The following is a 21,321-nucleotide window of genomic DNA, read 5'->3' as shown; positions in this document are numbered from 1 at the left end:
AAAATGAATATTCTTGTGTTGAAAATGGGTGGCAGTATACTGGCGAAACTTCCGACTTCCTTTTATCAAACGATTGTTGCTTTAAAGCAGCAGAAAATATGTGAGCCAATTATCGTCCATGGTGGTGGTCCTGAAATTAATGAAACATTAAAAGAGCTTCATGTGGAAAGTAAATTTGTAGATGGCCTGCGGGTAACAACAAATGAAGTATTGGATGTTGCTGAAATGGTTATGAGCGGATCAATCAATAAGAAAATCGTAGCTAACATCCAAAAGCAAGGTGGTACGGCAATTGGAATGAGTGGTGTCGATGGCAAAACGCTTCAGGCAATACCTATTGATAATGCAAGTACGTTAGGCTATGTCGGGCAAGTGAAAAAAGTGAATGTGTCATGGATCGAACAAATTATGGAGCACGGTGCAATTCCGGTTATCTCACCAATTGGCATCGATGGGTCAGGTGAGCGTTTGAATATTAATGGTGATATGGCAGCGGCAGCAGTTGCCAAAGCCTTAAAAGCAAAGCTAGCGCTGATTAGTGATATTCCAGGGGTAATGGAAAATGTATCTGGAAAAGAATTTGTACATGAACAATTAACGAAAGAGGAAATTGAGGAAAAAATTGCTTCCGGAGTTATTTATGGTGGAATGATACCCAAGGTTCGCTCTGCTTTAAATGGTTTATCTGGTGGTATAAAGGAATCAGTCATTTTAAATGGTCTAGCACCAGAGGATATAAAAGATTATATCCAAGGAAAGCAAGCAGGTACAAAGGTTGTTATGAAAAAGGAGGAAAAGCAGCATGTCTAATAATGTAATGGTGCACCAAACAAACAGTTCGGTGATGCATACATACCAACGTCTTCCCTTGACGATTGTGAAGGGAAAGGGAAGCTATGTATGGGATCAAGACGGAAATGAATTTTTAGATTATAGTTCAGGAATCGCAACGTGCAATTTAGGGCATGTTCCGGATTCGGTTCATCAAAAGTTACGTGAACAGCTTGATAATTTATGGCATTGTTCAAACCTGTATGAAATTCCAACGCAAAATAAGCTTGCTGCCTTATTAACTGAAAATAGCTGCTTTGAACAAGTGTTTTTTTGCAATAGTGGCGCAGAAGCAAACGAAGCAGCAATTAAATTTGCCAAAAAGTATGCGAAGGACAGAGGATATTCCGAGCGTACGGAGATTGTAACATTCCATCAATCGTTTCATGGACGTACCGGGTCAACGATGGCGGCAACTGCCCAGGAAAAAATCCATCAAGGCTTTACCCCATTAACACCGGGTTTTAGATACTTAACATTAAATGATGACGGCGCATTAGAAGCAGTAAATAATGGTACTACTGCAGCGGTTTTGCTCGAGCTTGTCCAAGGTGAAGGGGGCGTCAATACAGTTGAGCAAAAATGGATTAAAGAGCTATCTGATCGATGTAAAGCCGCTGATATTTTATTAATGGTAGATGAGGTGCAGACTGGTTCGGGGCGTACGGGAACACTATTTGCTTATGAGCAGTTTGGAATTGAACCGGATATTATGACGTTAGCGAAAGGACTCGGGTCCGGTTTTCCAATTGGAGCAATGCTAGCAAAAAAAAGCTGTGCAAGTACATTTAGTCCAGGGACACATGGCAGCACATTTGGAGGAAATCCATTGGCAACAACAGCTGGAATTGCAACGTTAGAAATCTTGCTGAAAGAAAATTTTCTAGAGAACGTGAAGGTAAACAGCAACTGGCTGAGAAACCAATTAAAAACACTGCAAGCGAACGGGGAAGCAATTGTTAATGTAAAAGGAATGGGCTTTTTAATTGGTGTGGAATTGAAGGCGGAAGCAGGTTCATTTATCAACGCTTTTCGTGAAAAAGGAATTCTTGTTCTATCTGCAGGTCCACACGTCTTGCGAATCCTGCCACCTTTAACAACAACAAAAGAAGAATTAACCCAATTTATCGAGGTTTTTCAAGCTGTTTTAGCAGAAATGAAAGAAACGACTGTATAGAAGCGATTTTCTAAAACTGAATCAATGATCAATAAACATTCCATAAAAGTAGTTTTAAATCCCGAAAGGAGCACGAGAGTTTGCCCAAGTTTAAAACGATAAACAAAGTGATGGTGATTGGATCCGGCCCGATTGTAATTGGCCAGGCGGCAGAATTTGACTACGCAGGTACACAAGCCTGTTTGGCTTTAAAGGAAGAAGGAATTGAGGTAGTTTTAGTCAACAATAATCCTGCAACAATTATGACAGATGACCGTGTTGCAGATCGTGTTTATATGGAACCGCTTGAAGTTGATACATTAGAGAAAATTATTGCAAAGGAACAGCCAGATGGTTTAATTGGCAGCCTGGGCGGACAAACGGGTTTGAATTTAACGGTTGAGCTTTTTGATAAAGGAATACTTGATAAATATAATGTTGTCCTCTTAGGAACTTCAGTTGCCTCTATTAAGCGGGGAGAGGACCGGGAATTATTTCGCCAATTAATGATTGATATTGAAGAACCAATTGCTGATTCAAAGATCGTACAGTCAGTTGAAGAGGGTCTGCAGTTTACCGAAGAAATAGGGTTTCCAGTTATTTTACGTCCAGCCTATACATTAGGTGGTGAGGGTGGCGGCTTTGCATATAATAAGGAGGAATTCGTAAATCAGCTGAATAATGGACTTACACTTAGTCCAATCCATCAGGTTCTTGTGGAGAGAAGTATTAAGGGCTGGAAAGAGATTGAATTTGAGGTAATGCGTGATTTGCATGATACCTGTGTTATTGTTTGCGATATGGAAAACGTGGATCCAGTAGGCGTGCATACAGGTGATTCGATTGTTGTAGCTCCTTCACAAACATTAACAGATACACAGTACCAAATGTTACGTTATGCATCACAAAAAATTATACGTGCGCTTGATGTTGTGGGTGGATGCAATATCCAATTTGCACTGCATCCGGAAACAGATGAATATATTATTATTGAAGTAAATCCAAGAGTCAGCAGATCTTCTGCACTTGCATCGAAGGCTACAGGCTATCCAATTGCGCGGATTGCCGCTAAATGTGCAATAGGCTATAAATTGGACGAAATTTTAAATCCAATAACAGGCAGCACGTATGCATCGACTGAACCTGTATTGGATTATATCGTTGTAAAAATTCCTCGTTTTCCATTTGATAAATTTACAGAGGCAGATCGTTCACTAGGAACACAAATGAAGGCTACAGGTGAAGTAATGGCGATTGAACGTACATTTGCAGGTGCACTTCATAAAGCAATTCGATCATTGGAGTTAAATGTGTTTAGCCTCGATTTTCCTGGGATGGGCAAGAAAAGTAAGCTGGAGTTACTGGAATTGCTAGAAAAACCAAACGACCTTCGAGTTTTTGCGATTGCAGAAGCCTTAAGAAGGAGCTATCAGATAGAAACCGTTATCGAGTTAACAAAAATCGATTACTGGTTTATCCAGCAAATGAAGGAAATCATTGATTGTGAACAGGAAATAGCAGCATACCATTTGCATACTGTTCCAATTAAATTGATAAAACGGGGGAAACAGTTAAATATTAGTGATATCCGAATTGCGGAATTACTTGGAACTACAGCGAAAGAGCTAAGGGTGATGTATAAAGAAAATGAAATGCTTCCTTCCTTTATGCTTGTGGATACGGGAACAGCGGATACTGAGGCGATTACTCCATACTTTTATTCCACATGGAATGGAAGTGATGAAGTAGTAACACAGGCTAACAAAAAGAAAATACTTGTACTTGGTTCCGGTCCAATCCGAATTGGGCAAGGCGTTGAATTTGATTATTGTTCCGTTCATGCTGCGTTAGCATTGAAGAAAATTGGCTATGAGGCAGTTGTCATGAACAACAATCCAGAAACAGTTAGTACGGATTATTCCGTGGCAGACCGTCTATATTTTGAACCATTAGCATTAGAAGATGTGCTTGCTGTCATTGAAAAAGAGCAAGTCGCTGGTGTGCTTATTCAATTTGGCGGTCAAACGGCTATTAATCTGGCAAATGAGTTAAAAGAAGAGGGTGTCCACATATTCGGGACATTGCCGGAGCATATTGACCAAATGGAAGACAGGGAGCAATTTTATAACTTTTTGAGTGGATTAAATATACCTCATATTGAAGGTCGAATTGTTCATGGATTGGATGAATTTCCATCTTTAGTCTATGAACTTGGATTTCCAGTGCTCATTCGACCTTCCTATGTTATCGGTGGACAATCGATGTTTATTTGCTATAACGAAGAAGAATTGTATCAATACATTGCAAGAATTCAGCGGGATACCAATGATCGTTGCTGGCCATTATTAATTGACCAGTATTTGCCTGGCTTAGAATGTGAGGTTGATGTTGTAAGTGATGGAAATGAGATTGCTGTACCGGGAATAGTTGAACATATTGAAAAGGCGGGTATTCATTCTGGTGATAGCATGGGTATCTTTCCACCTGCAACATTAAGCGATGATACAAAAGCAGCTATCGTTAAAATTGCACAAAAAATCAGCAGGAACTTACCGGTCGTTGGAATGATGAATATTCAATTTGTAATTCATGAGAACACGATATATGTATTAGAAGTAAATCCACGATCGTCCAGAACGGTTCCCATTATGAGCAAAGTAACTGGTATCCCAATGGTTGAGTGGGCAGTACGGGCACAATTAGGCATATTTCTGTCTGAGATTACAAATGAAATTAATTTGATGAAAGAACCGGCATACTATACCATCAAAGCGCCAGTGTTTTCTGCAAGTAAGTTAAAGGGTGTAGATCATGTGCTTGGACCAGAAATGAAATCAACAGGAGAAATTATCGGCTTAGGATATAATAAAAAAGAAGCATTAAAGAAGACAACGACACGCACACATCACTTAAATGCTGCAGCAAAACCAATTCATCTATTTGTATCGATCTCAGATCGCTTAAAACAGGAAAGTCTTCCAATTATTCGTGAGCTTTCTGATCGTGGTGCAATCATCACAGCAACAGAAGGGACGGCAAAGTTTATTGAAAAGAATGGAATGGCAGCAGAAAAAGTTGTTAAAAGTAAGAAAGATATTCTAAATCAATGGCAAGAATATCCACCACATATTGTGCTGAATATTCCAAATCAAGGTAGGGAAAAAGAGAAAACCGGATTTTTTATTCGGGAATTATCGGTACGCTTTCAGACACCGTACTTTACAAGTCTTGAAACATTGCAGGTATTAGTAGATGGATTTAATCAGACTTTACATGTAGAAGAGATATTATCTTTACAGGAATATTTAAATAGAAGTTTGAAAGCTGATAAGATTATAGTGAAGTAAAAGCAAGCAGTTGGCCTTAACAAAGCTGCTGAAGGAAATGCAGCTGTTTAACATGAATGCAGTGTGTCTTTAAGAGACCACTGCATTCATTATTGTACTATAAATATTCCTCAAACCAACGACAAATTTGATTTAATCTTGCTATACGCATAAGTGGATCACCGCTTCTGCTTAATTCATGAGTGGCATCCGGGAAACGGACAAACTCGACTTCCTTACGCAGATGCTTTAAAGTAATAAAAAGCTGTTCAGCCTGTTCAATTGGACAGCGATAATCATGTTCACCGTGCAATATTAATAAAGGTGTTTCGATATTATTCGCGTATTTTAAAGGAGAAATGTCCCACAGCTTGGTTGGATTATCGAGCAGGTTTAAGCCATGTTCCCCCTTTGTAAAGAAGTATCCAATATCACTCACCCCATAAAAACTGAGCCAATTGGAAATCGAACGTTGGGTGACAGCAGCTTTAAAACGATTTGTATGACCAACAATCCAGTTTGTCATAAATCCGCCATAGCTTCCTCCGGTAACTCCAAGTCTTGTTTCATCAATAAAGCTATAGTTTTCCAATACATAATCCACGGCATCCATTAAATCCGTATAATCGCCTTCCCCATAGTTGTGTCTTACGGCATCAACAAATTCCTGACCGTATCCATGGCTCCCTCGAGGATTCGTATAAAGAACGACATAGCCTTTTGCTGCTAAAAGCTGCATTTCATGAAAGAAGGTTTGCCCATACATCATATGTGGTCCCCCATGAATTTCCAAGATGAATGGATATTTTTTCGTTTCATCGAAATCATGTGGACGAAGCAACCATCCTTGTATTTCTAATCCGTCTTTTGTTGTAAAGGTTAGTGTTTCAGGTTCGGAAATCGCTGCTTCCTGAAGAAAATCCTCATTCGCATTTGTTAATCTTTCCAGCTGTAACTTCTTGTTTAGCTGGTAGAAATTACACGGATTTGCAGGTGTGCTGATTCCAAGAATAAAAGAATCGGCTTCTGGCTGATACGTAAAACTAAATACATGATTATTATTTTTATATAAAACCTTTAAGTTCCCGTCCATTGTTGCTTGGTAAAGCCCTGTAGCACCATAATCTGTTGCAATGAAAAACAATCGCTTCCCGTCTGCAGACCAAATGGGACCTGTCGTTGCCGCGCCCAGTCTTGTATCACCTACCATGACATCACCAAGCTGAATATCCCAGTCTTTGCTAAGTGCTGTGCGATTGCCAGTTGCTACATCAATTAGAAATAGTTTGCTTAGCGTTGCGGTGCTGTATTCAAAGTCATGACCAAAGCAGGCGATCTTATTACCGCAGGGAGAGAATGCAGCATTGTAATAACTGCTTTTTCCATTCGTTAGTTTTGTTACTTCTCTTGTTTTTAAGTTTAGCGTGAACAAATCACTGTATCGTTCATAATCGGCATCAGCATTGAAATTAGCAGTAAACAAAATTAGGCTCGAATCTGGAGAACTATCTTGAAAACTGTGATCTTCATTTTCTGTCGTTAGTTGTGTAAATACTTTTGTTTCAAGGCTGTATTGAATGATTTGTGTCTTTTTATGATCATGAAATCCATTGGTGTCTGATTTGTATTTTAATCGATTGACGATAAGCGGCTGATTTGCGTCGTTATCTTTTTCCTTTTGTCGCTCTTCGGCTGATAATTCCTTTTGGCTTTCAATATTCTCTCCTTTATCCAAAGAAGCGTGAAAGAAGATAGACTTCCCATCTTTTGACCATGCTGGACGGTAGGCGCCGTGCTTTAATGTCGTTAATTGCTTTGCCTCTCCACCAGCTTTGTTTATTAGATAAAGCTGTGAAATACCGCTGCGTGTTGATTGAAAAACCGCAATTTTCCCATCCGGAGAAAAATGAAGGTTGTCGTTTTTAGCACTCCCAAAAGTCCATTGCACAGCTTCATTATTATCAAGACGCTGAAAATAAAGCTGGGATTGATACTTATTCTCTTCATTAATTGTTGTGGAAACATATGTAAATGCCTTGCCATCAGGTGTATATTGTGGATTACTATATACTGCGATATTTTTTAGATCTTCTGAATAAATCGGTCGCTTGGAATCAACCATTAAATTTCCCCCTAATTTTAAATTATCGAAACTGTCTATTAGTCTAAACTATTTCGAGTTACGAATCAATTGGGAAATTCGGACAACTAAGGTAATTCTCACTTATATTTATGATTATAAAAAAGTGACCCGAGTTGGGTCACTTACGATTAAACGGTATGTTTTAAATTGCTTTCTTGAATATTTGCATCTGATTCATATGCTGCTTGCAATTGCCGCGTGATTTTCCCAGGTTTTCCATCAGCGATTTCCTGATTGTCTACTTTTACAATCGGAATAACTTCAGAAGTGCTGCTGGAAAGGAAGAGCTCATCAGCCAGCCCGATCTCTTCAACCTTAAAGCTGTCCTCTATAAAAGGAATATTTAATTTGTGGGCAAATCGTTCAACAGCCATGCGCACACAGCCATGCAAAATATTTTTTGCAGCAGGATGGGTGTAAATCTTTCCGTCTTTTACAAGATATACATTTGATGAGCTGCATTCAGTTACAATCCCATCCTTATGAAGAATGGCTTCATAGCAGTTATTTTCATTAGCTGCTTGCTTTGCTAATACGTTTGGCAATAAATTTAGACTTTTGATGTAACAGTATTCCCATCGAATATCTCTTTCTGTAATGGTTTGAACACCATTTTGTAATAATTCCACATTTCGAGGCAGGTCCTCGACGTAAGCATAAATGTTAGGCAGGACGTCAGCAGGAAAAATATGATTACGTTGTGCAGATCCCCGTGTTACTTGTAAATATACTTTTCCATCTGTATTCATTTTATTTCGTTCAAGCAATTCTAGTAACAAATGTGTTATATCTTCTTTGTTGAATGGTAATTTTATTTTAATTGCTTCAGCAGATCGAAACAGGCGATCCACATGTTCCTCAAGTAAATAATATTTCCCATGATAAATTCGAATCACTTCATATATACCATCGCCAAATTGAAGGCCACGCTCTTCAAATGGATAATGTAAATTATCACGGTGTGTAAACTGGGATTGTGTCATAATTATTGGATATACAGACATATATAAGCCCCTTTCTTTTAAGTACGGGTTCAAAGGAAGAAGTAGCTGAAAACTTCATTGACACTTTTAACGTTTTTGAACATCCGTCTTTAAAACCATATTCCTAGTTTATAGTCTCTACTCTATAATGTAAATATAGAATAATTAGAAATTATGAAACTGATTGCTTATTAATATCGTATCAAGGAAAAGTCTATTCATTTGTATTTTTCAATATTCATATTACAAAGTAAATCTTTTGACAAGAAAGTATAAAAAACTTTCTTTCCTGCATAGTGCAACTAATCCCTTCTCCTAAAAACTTGTCGAATGCCAAGTTTTCTAATAAAAAAATGATGAAATTACTATTGACTTGTTTTTATTGGATTGCTATAATATTATTTGTCATTAAAAAAACAAATATTAATTTGCGGGTGTAGTTTAGTGGTAAAACCTCAGCCTTCCAAGCTGATGATGAGGGTTCGATTCCCTTCACCCGCTCCATACATATGTGATAACGCAGTGTTTCGTAAAAGTAGGATTACGAAGCGTTGCGTTTTTAATTTCTATAAAATCTTCATACTTGAATTCATCATTTTTAAAATAGTATTCTATAGGAAATAATTATCTGATGAGGGATTACGATGAAAAATCTGCTTCGGCAATTAAGACAACTAGATAATAAAAGTTATAAAGGATATAAAAGCATTCAGGGTCACTACAAGTTTGAAGAGTATGACTTATATATAGATTATGTGCAAGGAGATCCTTTTGCGACTCCATCCAAGATTCGGGTAGTTATCCCTGATTCGAAACGACCAATTCGGGCGAAATGGTTAACAACTTCAATGCGAAAAACAGCTGTAGAGGATGCGTTTGCACGAGCTGTAGGAAAAGAAACGGGTAAACAAGCTTTTTCAGTGAAAGGCTCTGGTAAAAGCGGAATGATTTTCTTCGATCGTCCTGGACAGGAAGTATTGGAACGAACTGCATTGCAAATTAGTCCAAAAATGATAACGGTTTGTATTTCAGTTGGTTTGCCTGCAAATGGCCGGCGTATAAATGCAAGAGAAGCAGAGAAACTCTTTGCAACTGAAATTCCGGCACTCATAAAAAATTCTGTATTTAACATAACAGATAAAGAAATAGAGGCCGCGATGAAGCTAGCTGATCAGCAGGAAGCGATTCGTCATGAAATGAATCAGCAAAATTGGATTGCTTTTATTGCAAATGGATCTCTCCTGCCGCGTGAAAGTGGCATTCGGAATACGCCGCTTAAACATGCCGTACCATTTCAAAGTCCGAAAGCATCTGAGGTTTGCATAATAATACCACATCAAGAGCAGCCGTTAAAAGGAATGGCTGTTAAAAAAGGAATTACTTTAATTGTTGGTGGGGGCTACCATGGAAAAAGTACTCTGCTGAAGGCTATTGAACGCGGTGTATACGATCATACAAAAGGTGATGGTCGTGAATACGTCTTAACAGATCCAGATGCAGTGAAGATTCGTGCTGAGGATGGAAGGCAGGTTACTGCAGTAAATATATCTCCTTTTATAAATAACCTACCGAATGCGCAAGATACAACATCTTTTTCTACGGAAAATGCAAGCGGAAGTACTTCGCAGGCAGCTAATGTGATGGAAGCATTAGAGGCTGGAGCAACAACACTGCTCATTGATGAGGATACGAGCGCAACAAATTTTATGATTCGTGATTATCGCATGCATCAGCTTGTAAGTCGTGAGAAGGAACCAATTACACCATTTATTGATCGAATTAAACAGCTTTCTGATCATCTTGGTGTATCTGCGATTCTTGTTATGGGAGGGTCTGGTGATTATTTCTCTGCTGCAGATTCGGTTATAATGATGGATGAATATGTACCTTATGATGTAACGGAACGAGCAAGGGCGATTTTAGAAGAGCATCCAATCCAACGCCAGGTCGTTGCCCAATCAGATTTTAATGCAGTAACCAATCGCATTTTTCAGCCTCAATCGTTAAAGCTTGAAAAAGCAAGTCGAATGAAGATACAAGCTAAAGGACTCCATCAAATTATAATGGGCAAGACACCGATTAACTTTGATTTTACAGAACAACTGATTGACTTATCGCAAACCCGTATGATTGCTGAAATGATTCATTACATGGCACGTACGAATGCACTCAAGCATAAAACATTGAAGGAAGTGTTGGATGGCATCGAAAATCAGTTGAATGACTCTGGTTTGGCTTCATTCACTGTATTTAAAAGTGAGCATCCAGGAGATCTTGCACGGCCCCGACGGCATGAGATTGCAGCTGTATTAAATCGCATGCGTACAGCAATAGTAAAACAAAAATAGAAGGGAGGTTGTTCAGATGAGAACAGAGCAATTGAAACAGGAGATAATTGATTATGCAAAAGAAATTGGCATCGATAAAATTGGCTTTGCCTCAGCAGATGTATTTGGGGAATTGAGGGAGCGGTTAAGAAGACAGCAGGAATCGAATTTTCAATCTGGTTTTGAAAAGGGAACCCTTGAGGAACGCACGGAGCCACAACGTCTTTTACCTGAAGCGCAGTCGATTATTTCCATTGCAATTGCCTACCCTTCACGTATGAAAGATGCTCCAAGAAGTACGAAAGAGGAACGGCGTGGGTTATTCGCTCGTGCATCTTGGGGAATTGATTATCATGTTGTTTTACGTGATCGTTTAGAAAAGCTTGCTGCTTTTATTCGGGATAAGGTTCCAGATGCAAGCAATAAAGTGATGGTTGATACTGGAGAACTTTCAGATCGTGCAGTTGCAGAAAGAGCGGGAATTGGATTTAGCGGGAAAAATACATCCATTATTACGCCGGAATTTGGATCATTTGTCTATTTAGGCGAGATGATTACGAATATCCCGTTTGTTCCTGATGCCCCGCTTGAGGACAGCTGTGGTGATTGCACGAAATGCATGGACGCATGCCCAACAGGGGCTTTAGTCGAAGCAGGAAGATTAAATGCACAGCGCTGTATTGCCTTTTTAACGCAAACTAAGGATTTCCTGCCAGAGGAATTTCGCACAAAGCTGGGAAACCGCCTTTATGGATGTGATACATGCCAGCAGGTTTGTCCAAGAAATAAAGGAATTGATTCACATATTCACCCTGAATTTGAACCGGAGCATGATTTGGCAAAACCGAAGCTTGTGCCAATGCTGCGAATTTCTAATCGGTCATTTAAGGATAACTTTGGCCATATGTCAGGTTCATGGCGTGGCAAGAAACCTTTGCAGCGAAATGCATTAATCGCACTTGGTCATTATAAGGATAAGAATGCTGTTCCGGAAATGATTCAAGTGATGAAGGAAGATCCCCGTCCGGTAATACGGGGTACTGCAGCCTGGGCTCTCGGAAAAATTGGAACCGAGGAATCATTCCAAGCGATTGAAGCTGCCATGGAAAAGGAAAAAGACGATCAAGTATTATTTGAAATGGAAAAAGGGCTTGAATTTAAGCAAAAATCAGGAGTTAAATAATTGAGATATTAAGTCAAGCTTTCCCTCCATATACTTTTTGTGGAGGGGATTTTTTATGGAAAAAATAAAGCAGCTATGGCTTAAGTTTTTTCAAGACGAATCGGATGAAGTCCCAAATTGGTGGACACGAAAACGGGCTTCACTAAAAGAGCGGGAGGCTGAAATAGTTCGGTTAGGCGCTAATGGAAAAACTTTTCACAAGCTTCGATATGATAACAGCATATATTTTGATTATTCACTGCACCTTCGATATGTCATTAAGCAAAAGGACCAGATTTACGTAGAAGAGCATCTTGTACCATATCGTTTTCGATGTGATAACGGTGCTGTAAAAGATCATCAGGAAGTTGAAAGAAAAGCTGTTGCAAATATAAAGGGAATCGAACAGGAATTGAAAACACGGGGGCAGGAGGAAAGGTTCTCCTATGACCGTTTAGCTGCTGTCCAATATGCTGAGCGTTGGTGGAATAGTTATAATCCGGAATATCGTGTCTTTGATGTTGACTGTACAAACTATGTTTCACAATGTCTGCGTGCTGGTGGAGCACCAATGCGGGGGGCGCCTGTTAGAGAACGGGGCTGGTGGTATCAATCAGATGATTGGAGCTTCAGCTGGGCAGTAGCTCATTCATTAAGATGGTATTTGAGTGGCTCCACTCAAGGATTGAAAGGAAAAGAAATGGAGCGAGCAGATCAGCTTATTCCAGGGGATGTAATTTGTTATGATTTCCAGGGAGATGGCAGGTGGGATCATAATACGATTGTTGTTGCTAAAGATGCCTACGGGATGCCGCTTGTTAACGCACACACGGATAATAGCAGAAATCGTTATTGGTCTTATGAGGATTCAACCGCATGGACGCCAGATATTGACTATAAATTTTTCCGTATTGGGGATGAATAATGCTATAATAGTATGGTTAATGGGTTAATAAATTGGTAAGGAGAATGAATGGTGAGTTTACATGTCGTATTATACCAACCAGAGATACCTGCGAATACGGGAAATATCGGCAGAACGTGTTTAGCAACAGATACTGCACTTCATCTGATTCATCCACTTGGTTTTTCAACAGACGATAAGATGCTGCGGAGAGCTGGATTGGATTATTGGAAGCATGTTGATGTTCAGGAGCATGATTCGATGGAGCAATTATATGAACAATATCCTAATGGTGTCTATTATTATATTGAAAACTTCGGAACAAAGCACTATTCCGATTTTGATTACAGCGACACAGAGGAAGATATATTTTTCGTTTTTGGAAGGGAGTCAACTGGATTTCCGAAAGAGCTTTTAATCGGTAAGGAAGATCAATGTCTGAGGATTCATATGAATGATAAGGTAAGGTCTTTGAACCTGTCGAATACCGCTGCGATTATTATCTATGAAGCATTAAGGCAGCAGGGCTTTCCGAAATTAACATAGGAAGAAAACCCGTTCGGCGAAAATGCCGGACGGGTTTTCTAGAATTTGATACTTCATTTAAGAAATTAATGCTGTTATTGATTTTTCTTAGGCACCCCTGGTTTTGATTCGTAGCCGGAAGTGAAAAATGAAACAACAAACGTTAAGATAACACCCATAAGCAATGCTAATTTCATGAAAATATCCTCCTTAATATGGAAATAAAGCGTTTTAATCGAATATGTACTTATTATAACGAAGTTTTTGCGATAAGGAAACTATCATAAATTTATTTGCTTTTATCCCTCTGATAAAGGGAACTGTAAAGCGTAATTTTTAACCTTTAATGTTGAGGTATTTTTTACTATAATTTAAGTAAAATTAGGAATAAATAAACAATATATAAAAGTATGTACATATGTTGTAAGTAGGCGGAAAATAAGGTATATTAGTTGATGAAACAGGGCTAGATATCTATAATAAAATTGAACCGTTTACATAGCGGGGGAAGTTAACTTCTGATGGGGGTATTAGACGTGGCAGAAAATGGAGAATCTGTACAGAGATTCTGGCAGCAATTTCATGGGCCAAACTCGGGGTATTTAGAACAACAGTATGAACTGTACAAAGAAGACCCTGAAGCTATTGAACCATCTATTAAAGAGATGTTCGATAATTATGGGGCTCCTGCTTGGATGAACCAACAAGAAACTGCAGAACAAGCAGTATCACAAACTACATTAGCAAGCAGTGTAAAAAAGTTAACCTCAGCGATGCAACTTGTTGAGGCTATTCGCCGTTACGGTCACACCGAGGCTGATATTTACTCGATTGGTGGCTATAAAGGCAGCAAAACAAATTTATTGGAATTGAAAACCTATGGTTTAACAGAAGAAGATTTAAAAAGTATCCCTGCCTCATGGCTATGGGATAAAGCTCCAAGTGATGTGGAGAATGGGCTTGACGTCGTAAACCGTTTGAGGAAATATTATACGGGTACCATCACATTCGAATATGATCATGTGAATAATAATGAAGAACGAAAATGGCTTTTTGATTTAATTGAGACTGGAAATGCTAGACTCGAATTAACGGATGAGCAGCGAAAAGTAGTTCTTGAGCGACTTGTAGATGTCCAAGGCTTTGAACATTTCTTGCAAAAAACCTTTGTCGGTCAAAAGCGATTTTCAATTGAAGGCTTAGAGGTAATGGTACCGATGATTGATCGAATCGTACATTACGCAGCTGAAGATAAAATTGAAAATGTAATGATGGGTATGGCTCATCGCGGCCGGCTAGCGGTACTTGCAAATGTTTTAGGAAAGCCATACGATAAAATATTCTCTGAGTTTAATTACTCAAAAGAGAAAGAGTTAATGCCATCAGAAGGTTCAGCAGCAATTAATTATGGCTGGACTGGTGATGTGAAATATCATTATGGGGCAAAAAAAGAAGTTAGTAATGGAGATGCATTAAAAACCCGTATTACATTAGCGCATAATCCTTCACATTTGGAATTTGTGAATCCGGTTGTCGAAGGTTTTGCACGTGCTGCACAAGACGACCGTTCCGAAAAAGGTTATCCGAAGCGTGACTTTAATAAAGCGCTTGCTGTTCTTATTCACGGTGATGCAGCATTTATTGGTGAAGGTGTTGTTGCAGAAACGTTAAACTTAAGTGGATTGCCTGGTTATAATACAGGTGGTGCGCTTCATATTATTGCAAACAACCTGTTAGGTTATACAACAGACCGTGAAGATGGGCGTTCCACTCGTTATGCAAGTGATTTAGCAAAAGGTTTTGAAATACCGGTCATTCGTGTAAATGCTGATGATCCAATTTCTTGCCTGTCAGCTATCAAAATAGCCTACGCGTACCGGAAGAAGTTTCATAAAGATTTCTTGATTGATTTAGTCGGTTACCGTAGATATGGTCACAATGAAATGGATGAACCAAGAACAACTCAGCCAAAACTGTACCAAGAAATTGATAAACATCCATCTGTAGCCGAATTATTTGCTAAAACATTGGAAGAAAGAAGCATTATCGAAGCAGGAGAATTCGATAAACTCAAAGAGAATGTTGACACCAAGTTAAGCGATATTTATAAAAATATGACAGAGCATGATATTGGTCATCCGGAAGCGAAATTAATGCCTGATGTACTGTTAAATGGCTTGGACCAGTTTGAAACAGCAATTGATCTGGAAACATTGCGAGCTTTAAATAAAGATTTGCTGAAACGTCCAGAAGGTTTTAGCGGATTCAAGAAAACAGAAAAAATCCTAAAACGCCGTGAAAAGGCTCTGGAAGAAGGAAATGTAGCAGACTGGGGTACTGGTGAAGCATGGGCATATGCATCAATCTTACGAGATGGAATTCCAATACGCCTCACTGGTCAAGATTCGGAAAGAGGTACATTTGCGCACCGTCATATCGTGCTGCACGATACGGCAACAAATGAAAAATACAGTCCGCTGCACGGATTAAGCGATGCAAAGGCATCCTTTGATATTCGAAACAGTCCGTTATCAGAGGCAGCAGTTTTAGGCTACGAATATGGTTATAGTGTTCATTCACCAAATACTCTAGTTATTTGGGAAGCGCAATTTGGTGATTTTGCAAATGCTGGTCAAGTCATATTCGACCAATTTATTTCTTCCTCACGAGCTAAATGGGGAGAAAAATCGAATATGGTTATACTTCTGCCGCACGGTTATGAAGGGCAGGGGCCGGAACATTCCAGTGCACGATTGGAAAGGTTTTTACAAATGGCAGCGGAAAACAACTGGATTGTAGCGAATGTTACATCTTCAGCACAGCTTTTCCATCTGTTGCGCAGACAAGCAGCATTGCGTGGACGTGAACAAGCAAGACCTTTAATTCTAATGACGCCAAAAAGCAGTCTCATTCGTCATCCGAAAATGGGATCACCTGCAGAAGAATTTACAACAGGGAAGTTCAAAACACTCCGTAACCAGCCAGGCTTAGAGATAACGAGAGAAAGTGCAACACGTCTCTTAATCGGCAGCGGAAAAATCATGGTTGATATTGAAGAGGCAATGGAAAATTCAGAGCAAAACTATGAATGGTTACGAGCTATTCGATTGGAACAGATTTATCCATTCCCGAAAAAAGCATTGGAAGAAGAGTTGAAGCAATTACCGAATCTAAAAGAAATTGTCTGGGTACAAGAGGAGCCGAAAAATATGGGGGCTTGGAATTTTGTGGATGACTACTTACGGGATTTATTACAGGATGGGCAGAAGTTACGTGTAATAAGCAGACCAAGTCGTTCAGCACCTGCCGGAGGCATACCGAGTGTTCATAAAACGGCTCAAAACAAAATTATCTATCAAGCGCTAAACACATCTGAAGGGGGAAAATCCAGTGCAAGAAATTAAGATTCCAGAACTAGCCGAATCCATTACAGAAGGTACGATTGCAGAATGGCTCGTAAAAAAAGGGGATAAAGTAGAAAAAGGAGATCCGATTGTTGAGCTGGAAACGGACAAAGTCAACGTGGAAGTTAACTCTGAATTTTCTGGGGTAATCACCGAAATTCTCAGTGAAGTAGGTGATGATGTTTCTGTAGGTGATACGATTGCAAGCTTGGATGAGAATGGGGAAGCTGGTGGAGGAACTGCACCAGCTGAAACACCAAAAGAAGAGAAGCAGGAAGCTCCTGCAAAACAAGAAGAATCAGTAGGGGCTCCGAAAGCAACAGCAGCAAAATCTGAAAGTGATGCTAACAATTCCGATGTGATTGCTTCTCCGGCTGCCAGAAAACGAGCACGTGAGCTAAATATTGACTTGAGTAAAGTGAATGCTCGTGATCTCCTGGGACGCATTCGCCCAGAAGATGTAGAGACAGCAGCACAAGCACCAAGTGAGGCTAAAACATCAAAGCCCGCCAAACAGGAGGCGCCTGCAGCTGCGATTAAAACGGAATTTGATAAACCGGTTGAACGTGTGAAAATGACGCGCCGTCGTCAAACAATTGCAAAAAACCTTGTAAATGTACAGCATGAAACAGCAATGCTTACGACGTTTAACGAAGTGGATATGACTGCTGTTATGGAACTACGTAAACAGCGTAAAGATAAATTCCAAGATAAAAATGGTGTAAAGCTCGGCTTTATGTCTTTCTTTACAAAAGCTGTTGTAGGAGCACTAAAAGAATTTCCATTACTGAATGCAGAAATTCAAGGTAATGAATTAGTTGTGAAGAAATTCTATGATATTGGTATTGCAGTATCTACGGAAGAGGGGCTTGTCGTTCCAGTAGTACGTGATGCAGATCGTCTTGACTTTGCAGGCATTGAAGGAGCAATTGTAGATCTTGGTAAGAAAGCCCGCGATAATAAACTAGGCTTAAAAGATTTACAAGGTGGTACGTTTACGATAACGAATGGCGGAACATTCGGTTCCATGATGTCTACACCAATTTTAAATGCACCACAGGTTGGAATCCTGGGAATGCATAATATTGTTAAACGAGCAATGGTAATGCCTGATGATTCAATTCAAGTCCGTCCAATGATGTACCTTGCATTATCCTATGACCATCGTATTGTCGACGGAAAAGAAGCTGTTCAATTCCTTGTACGCGTAAAACAGATGTTAGAAGACCCATATGATTTATTATTAGAAGGCTAATAGTTGACTAGAATAAATAAAACCTTTGCTGTGTAAAATAATGGCAAAGGTTTTATTTTTGTATCGGTCATATTAACTGGCTTCTCAGCTCATGATACAATATGAATGACTTTTTCTTTTACCCCTAAGCCCAAAATGAATTGTCCATGGCTGTAACTAATCCTAGCAAAGTTGAGTAATGCAGACTCCAGTATAATCACATTACTTCCATATTTCCTGTTTACAAACAATTCAAATTAAAATAATCCAAAAAAACAGTGACAATTAAGCTTAAAACTTAATTTAACCATTGCAAAATACAAATGAAACGAATATTATAGTAAACGTTGGTAAAAATATACGGAAAGTAAGGGGTATTATATGGAAAAAGGCTTTAAACTAAAACAAAATAATACAGATATCCGTACGGAGGTTGTTGCTGGAACAACAACATTTCTGACGATGGCCTATATTGTTGTTGTAAATCCTGCAATCTTATCTTCTGTTGGAATTCCATTTGAACAAGTATTTATGGCAACCGTTATCGCTGCTATAGTAGGTACTTTGATTATGGGCATATTCGCGAATTACCCAATAGCAATTGCTCCCGGAATGGGGTTAAATGCATATTTTGCTAGTATTGTTGCAACACAAGGTTTATCCTATCAGGTGGTATTTGGAACTGTCTTTTTAGCTGGAATTATTTTTATTATTCTTAGCTTGACAAAGCTGCGTGAAACATTGATTGGTGCTATTCCACCATCATTAAAATATGGAATAACTTCTGGTATCGGTTTGTTTATTGCCTTCGTAGGATTGCGTAATTCAGGAATTGTTGTAGCAAATCCAGAGACGATTGTAGGTCTTGGAGATTTACATGATCCGATGATTGTATTAACCTTAGTAGGCTTGTTAATTACACTGATTCTTTTTGTAATGAAGATAAAAGGTGCATTATTTATTGGAATGCTGGCCACAGCAATTATTGCCTATTTTACAGGACAGCTAACTGTGACGGGTGTTCTATCTGTACCTCCTGCACCAGTATTTTTTGATATGGATATAGGCGGCGTTTTTGCAAATGGCCTGTATACCGTCGTATTTGCCTTTTTATTGGTAACATTATTTGATACAACTGGAACAATGATTGGTGTTGCTGAACAAGCAGGTTTTATGAAAGACGGAAAAATGCCGCGTGCAAAGCAGGCACTTCTAGCAGATGCGACCGCGACGACTGTTGGCTCGGTGTTTGGGACAAGTCCTTCAACAGCTTATATTGAATCTACCTCAGGAGTTGCAGCTGGTGGGAGAACTGGATTAACATCGATTGTTGTTGCTGTACTATTTGCACTTTCGATTTTCTTTACACCAATTATTTCAGCAATCGCTGGTTTGCCAGCAATTACATCTCCAGTTTTAATTATAGTAGGATGCTTTATGATGGAAGGGTTGGCTAAAGTTAACTGGAAAGCATTTGATGAAGCATTTCCAGCTTTTGCTGTTATATTAACAATGCCGTTTACTTCAAGTATTGCAACAGGTATTGCTATTGGTTTTATTACATACCCAATACTAAAGCTTGTAAACGGAAAAGGGAAGGATGTACATTGGATTTTATATGTATTTGGAGTCATTTTTCTTATCCAAATGGCCTTCTTCCCAACACATTAATTGGAAAAAACCATCATTTACCAAGCGTTTATATATATCATGCAAATAAGTATGTTTAGACATTCTTATCTGCCAAATGAATACTGTCTCTACAACCAATGGAAGAGAGACAGTATTTTTACGGCTCAAACAGGAAATTCATATGTTAAAAAAGATAAAAATAGGGAAAAACTATTTTAATACAGTTACAAAAAGGAGGCTTTACCGCGATGGGTATACTTCTCGGTATCTTAGCAATAATTGTTACCTTAGGCTTAGCCTATTTAATGTCTAATGATAAAAAAAATATTAATTATAAGGGTATTGGCATTATGCTGGTCTGTCAGCTGTTAATAACATGGTTTATGTTTTCCACACAGATTGGAAAAGCAATCATCGATGGTATTTCTGCTGTATTTAATAAACTAATTGAATTTGGTGCAGAAGGAATAAGCTTTGTACTTGGAGGGTTTGTGTTTGAAGAAGGCAGCGGCGGTATATTCTTCTTCAATGTATTACTGCAGATTATCTTTTTCGCAACACTTCTTTCCGTGCTTACGTATTTAAAAATATTGCCGCTGATTATTAAATATATTGGCGCAGCTATTTCTAAAATTACTGGTTTACCTAAAATTGAATCTTTTAATGGCGTTAATAGTATCTTTTTCGGTCAGTCAGAGGCCTTAATTGCAATTCGCTCCCAATTCCACCACTTATCAGAAAATCGTTTGTTCATTGTCTGTGCTTCAGCTATGAGTTCGGTGTCAGCAGCTATAGTTGGGGCATATATTTTAATGCTACCGCCACAGTATATTTTAGTAGCACTTCCTTTAAATATGTTCAGCGGGTTAATGATTGCTTCAATCGTTGCACCAGTCCGAGTACCAAAGGAAGAGGATTATGTTGATATAAGTAATGTATCGCAGGATAAAAGTGTTTTTGAAGCGATGGGAAATGGTGCATTAGAAGGCGGTAAAATTGCTTTGATTGTTGCTGCAATGCTAATTGCTTTTATCGCTTCTTTATCCTTGGTTAACTGGATTATTCAATTTATCTTTGCAGGGGTAACATTGCAGCAAATTTTAGGTTATATTATTGCTCCGCTTGGTATTCTAATGGGGATTGCTCCAAGCGAAGTTATAGATGCTGGAGCAGTTATGGGTATGAAAATAGTTACCAATGAATTTGTAGCAATGCGTGAATTTCAGCCGTTTCTGGATACAATGTCAGAAAAAACAATTGGTATTGTGACAGTATTCTTAACAAGTTTCGCTAACTTTTCATCCATCGGCATTATTGCTGGGACGGTAAAAGGTATCGATGCGAAAAAAGCAGTACAAGCTTCGGGATTTGGTATGAAATTATTAGCTGGTTCGATTTTAGCTTCGATTCTATCTGCAACTGTCACAGGACTGTTTCTATAATTTAAACCTGACACTGTGACTTGTTGTGTCCAAACATCTGATGTTCTTAACAAAATATATAGACTTCGAACTAACTACTGAGGTAAGGGGAAGCCTCGCCGTCCGGGATCGTTCCGGGCGGATGCGCACCTTAGGGCACGGCTTCAGCCTCTCCGGAAGAAAACCACTTCCTACGAGCCTTCAGACACATGCTGTTCCCGCAGGACAAGGAATGCTTCGTCAGCATTTACATCCTATTTTCAAGGAGTCACC

The 21,321-nt window shown here is 39.0% G+C and carries 13 protein-coding genes and 1 tRNA gene; 12 read left to right on the top strand and 2 right to left on the bottom strand.

The genetic code is table 11. The features are described from left to right. Positions 1 to 3: 3 nt before the first annotated feature. The 3 genes from argB to carB all read left to right on the top strand — a co-directional run bounded on the left by argB (position 4) and on the right by carB (position 5,334). Positions 4 to 810 carry an acetylglutamate kinase gene (argB, locus tag NSQ77_RS03870; RefSeq protein WP_339228914.1) on the top strand — a complete coding sequence of 269 codons (807 nt, stop codon included), beginning with the start codon at positions 4 to 6 and terminating at the stop codon, positions 808 to 810. Then, positions 803 to 2,008 carry an acetylornithine transaminase gene (locus NSQ77_RS03865; RefSeq protein WP_339228913.1) on the top strand — a complete coding sequence of 402 codons (1,206 nt, stop codon included), beginning with the start codon at positions 803 to 805 and terminating at the stop codon, positions 2,006 to 2,008. The genes argB and NSQ77_RS03865 overlap by 8 nt, the downstream gene beginning before the upstream one ends. Positions 2,009 to 2,088: 80 nt before the next feature. Continuing rightward, entirely contained in the window at positions 2,089 to 5,334 is a 3,246-nt protein-coding gene (gene carB / locus NSQ77_RS03860; RefSeq protein WP_339228912.1) for a carbamoyl-phosphate synthase (glutamine-hydrolyzing) large subunit, read from the top strand. Between the two features lie 97 nt (positions 5,335 to 5,431). Here the strand turns inward: carB and NSQ77_RS03855 are convergent, their stop codons facing one another. After that, a complete protein-coding gene (locus tag NSQ77_RS03855; RefSeq protein ID WP_339228911.1) occupies positions 5,432 to 7,435 on the bottom strand; it encodes a S9 family peptidase in 2,004 nt (667 codons plus the stop codon). A gap of 149 nt (positions 7,436 to 7,584) precedes the next feature. Beyond that, positions 7,585 to 8,460: a D-amino-acid transaminase gene (dat, locus tag NSQ77_RS03850; protein ID WP_339228910.1), complete on the bottom strand. Its 876-nt coding sequence runs from the start codon at positions 8,458 to 8,460 to the stop codon at positions 7,585 to 7,587. 409 nt (positions 8,461 to 8,869) lie between these two features. Between dat and NSQ77_RS03845 the strand changes: the two genes are divergently transcribed. The 9 genes from NSQ77_RS03845 to NSQ77_RS03805 all read left to right on the top strand — a co-directional run bounded on the left by NSQ77_RS03845 (position 8,870) and on the right by NSQ77_RS03805 (position 21,069). After that, positions 8,870 to 8,943: transfer RNA gene (locus NSQ77_RS03845), tRNA-Gly, on the top strand. A gap of 140 nt (positions 8,944 to 9,083) precedes the next feature. Continuing rightward, entirely contained in the window at positions 9,084 to 10,787 is a 1,704-nt protein-coding gene (locus tag NSQ77_RS03840; protein ID WP_339228909.1) for an ABC-ATPase domain-containing protein, read from the top strand. Between the two features lie 16 nt (positions 10,788 to 10,803). Next, a complete protein-coding gene (gene queG, locus NSQ77_RS03835) occupies positions 10,804 to 11,949 on the top strand; it encodes a tRNA epoxyqueuosine(34) reductase QueG (RefSeq protein ID WP_339228908.1) in 1,146 nt (381 codons plus the stop codon). Between the two features lie 55 nt (positions 11,950 to 12,004). Then, positions 12,005 to 12,853, top strand: a complete 849-nt coding sequence (locus NSQ77_RS03830) for an amidase domain-containing protein (protein WP_339228907.1) — start codon at positions 12,005 to 12,007, stop codon at positions 12,851 to 12,853. A gap of 51 nt (positions 12,854 to 12,904) precedes the next feature. Next, on the top strand, positions 12,905 to 13,378 hold the full coding sequence (gene trmL, locus NSQ77_RS03825; protein ID WP_339228906.1) for a tRNA (uridine(34)/cytosine(34)/5-carboxymethylaminomethyluridine(34)-2'-O)-methyltransferase TrmL: 474 nt from the start codon (positions 12,905 to 12,907) through the stop codon (positions 13,376 to 13,378). Positions 13,379 to 13,893: 515 nt separating this feature from the next. Further along, complete coding sequence (locus NSQ77_RS03820) at positions 13,894 to 16,761, top strand: 2-oxoglutarate dehydrogenase E1 component (RefSeq protein ID WP_339228905.1); 2,868 nt, start codon at positions 13,894 to 13,896, stop codon at positions 16,759 to 16,761. Continuing rightward, the gene (odhB, locus tag NSQ77_RS03815; RefSeq protein WP_339228904.1) at positions 16,748 to 18,016 is read left to right on the top strand and encodes a 2-oxoglutarate dehydrogenase complex dihydrolipoyllysine-residue succinyltransferase; all 1,269 of its coding nucleotides are present in this window, start codon (positions 16,748 to 16,750) and stop codon (positions 18,014 to 18,016) included. The genes NSQ77_RS03820 and odhB overlap by 14 nt, the downstream gene beginning before the upstream one ends. 360 nt (positions 18,017 to 18,376) lie before the next feature. After that, a complete protein-coding gene (locus NSQ77_RS03810; protein WP_339228903.1) occupies positions 18,377 to 19,666 on the top strand; it encodes an NCS2 family permease in 1,290 nt (429 codons plus the stop codon). Positions 19,667 to 19,875: 209 nt separating this feature from the next. Beyond that, positions 19,876 to 21,069: a nucleoside transporter C-terminal domain-containing protein gene (locus NSQ77_RS03805; RefSeq protein WP_339228902.1), complete on the top strand. Its 1,194-nt coding sequence runs from the start codon at positions 19,876 to 19,878 to the stop codon at positions 21,067 to 21,069. The last annotated feature ends 252 nt before the right edge of the window (positions 21,070 to 21,321 follow it).

The sequence above is a fragment of the Oceanobacillus sp. FSL K6-2867 genome, assembly GCF_037963145.1.
Classification (GTDB): Bacteria; Bacillota; Bacilli; order Bacillales; family Amphibacillaceae; genus Oceanobacillus.
Note: the sequence above shows the minus strand (reverse complement) of the source record. Positions and strands in the feature narration are given on the sequence as shown.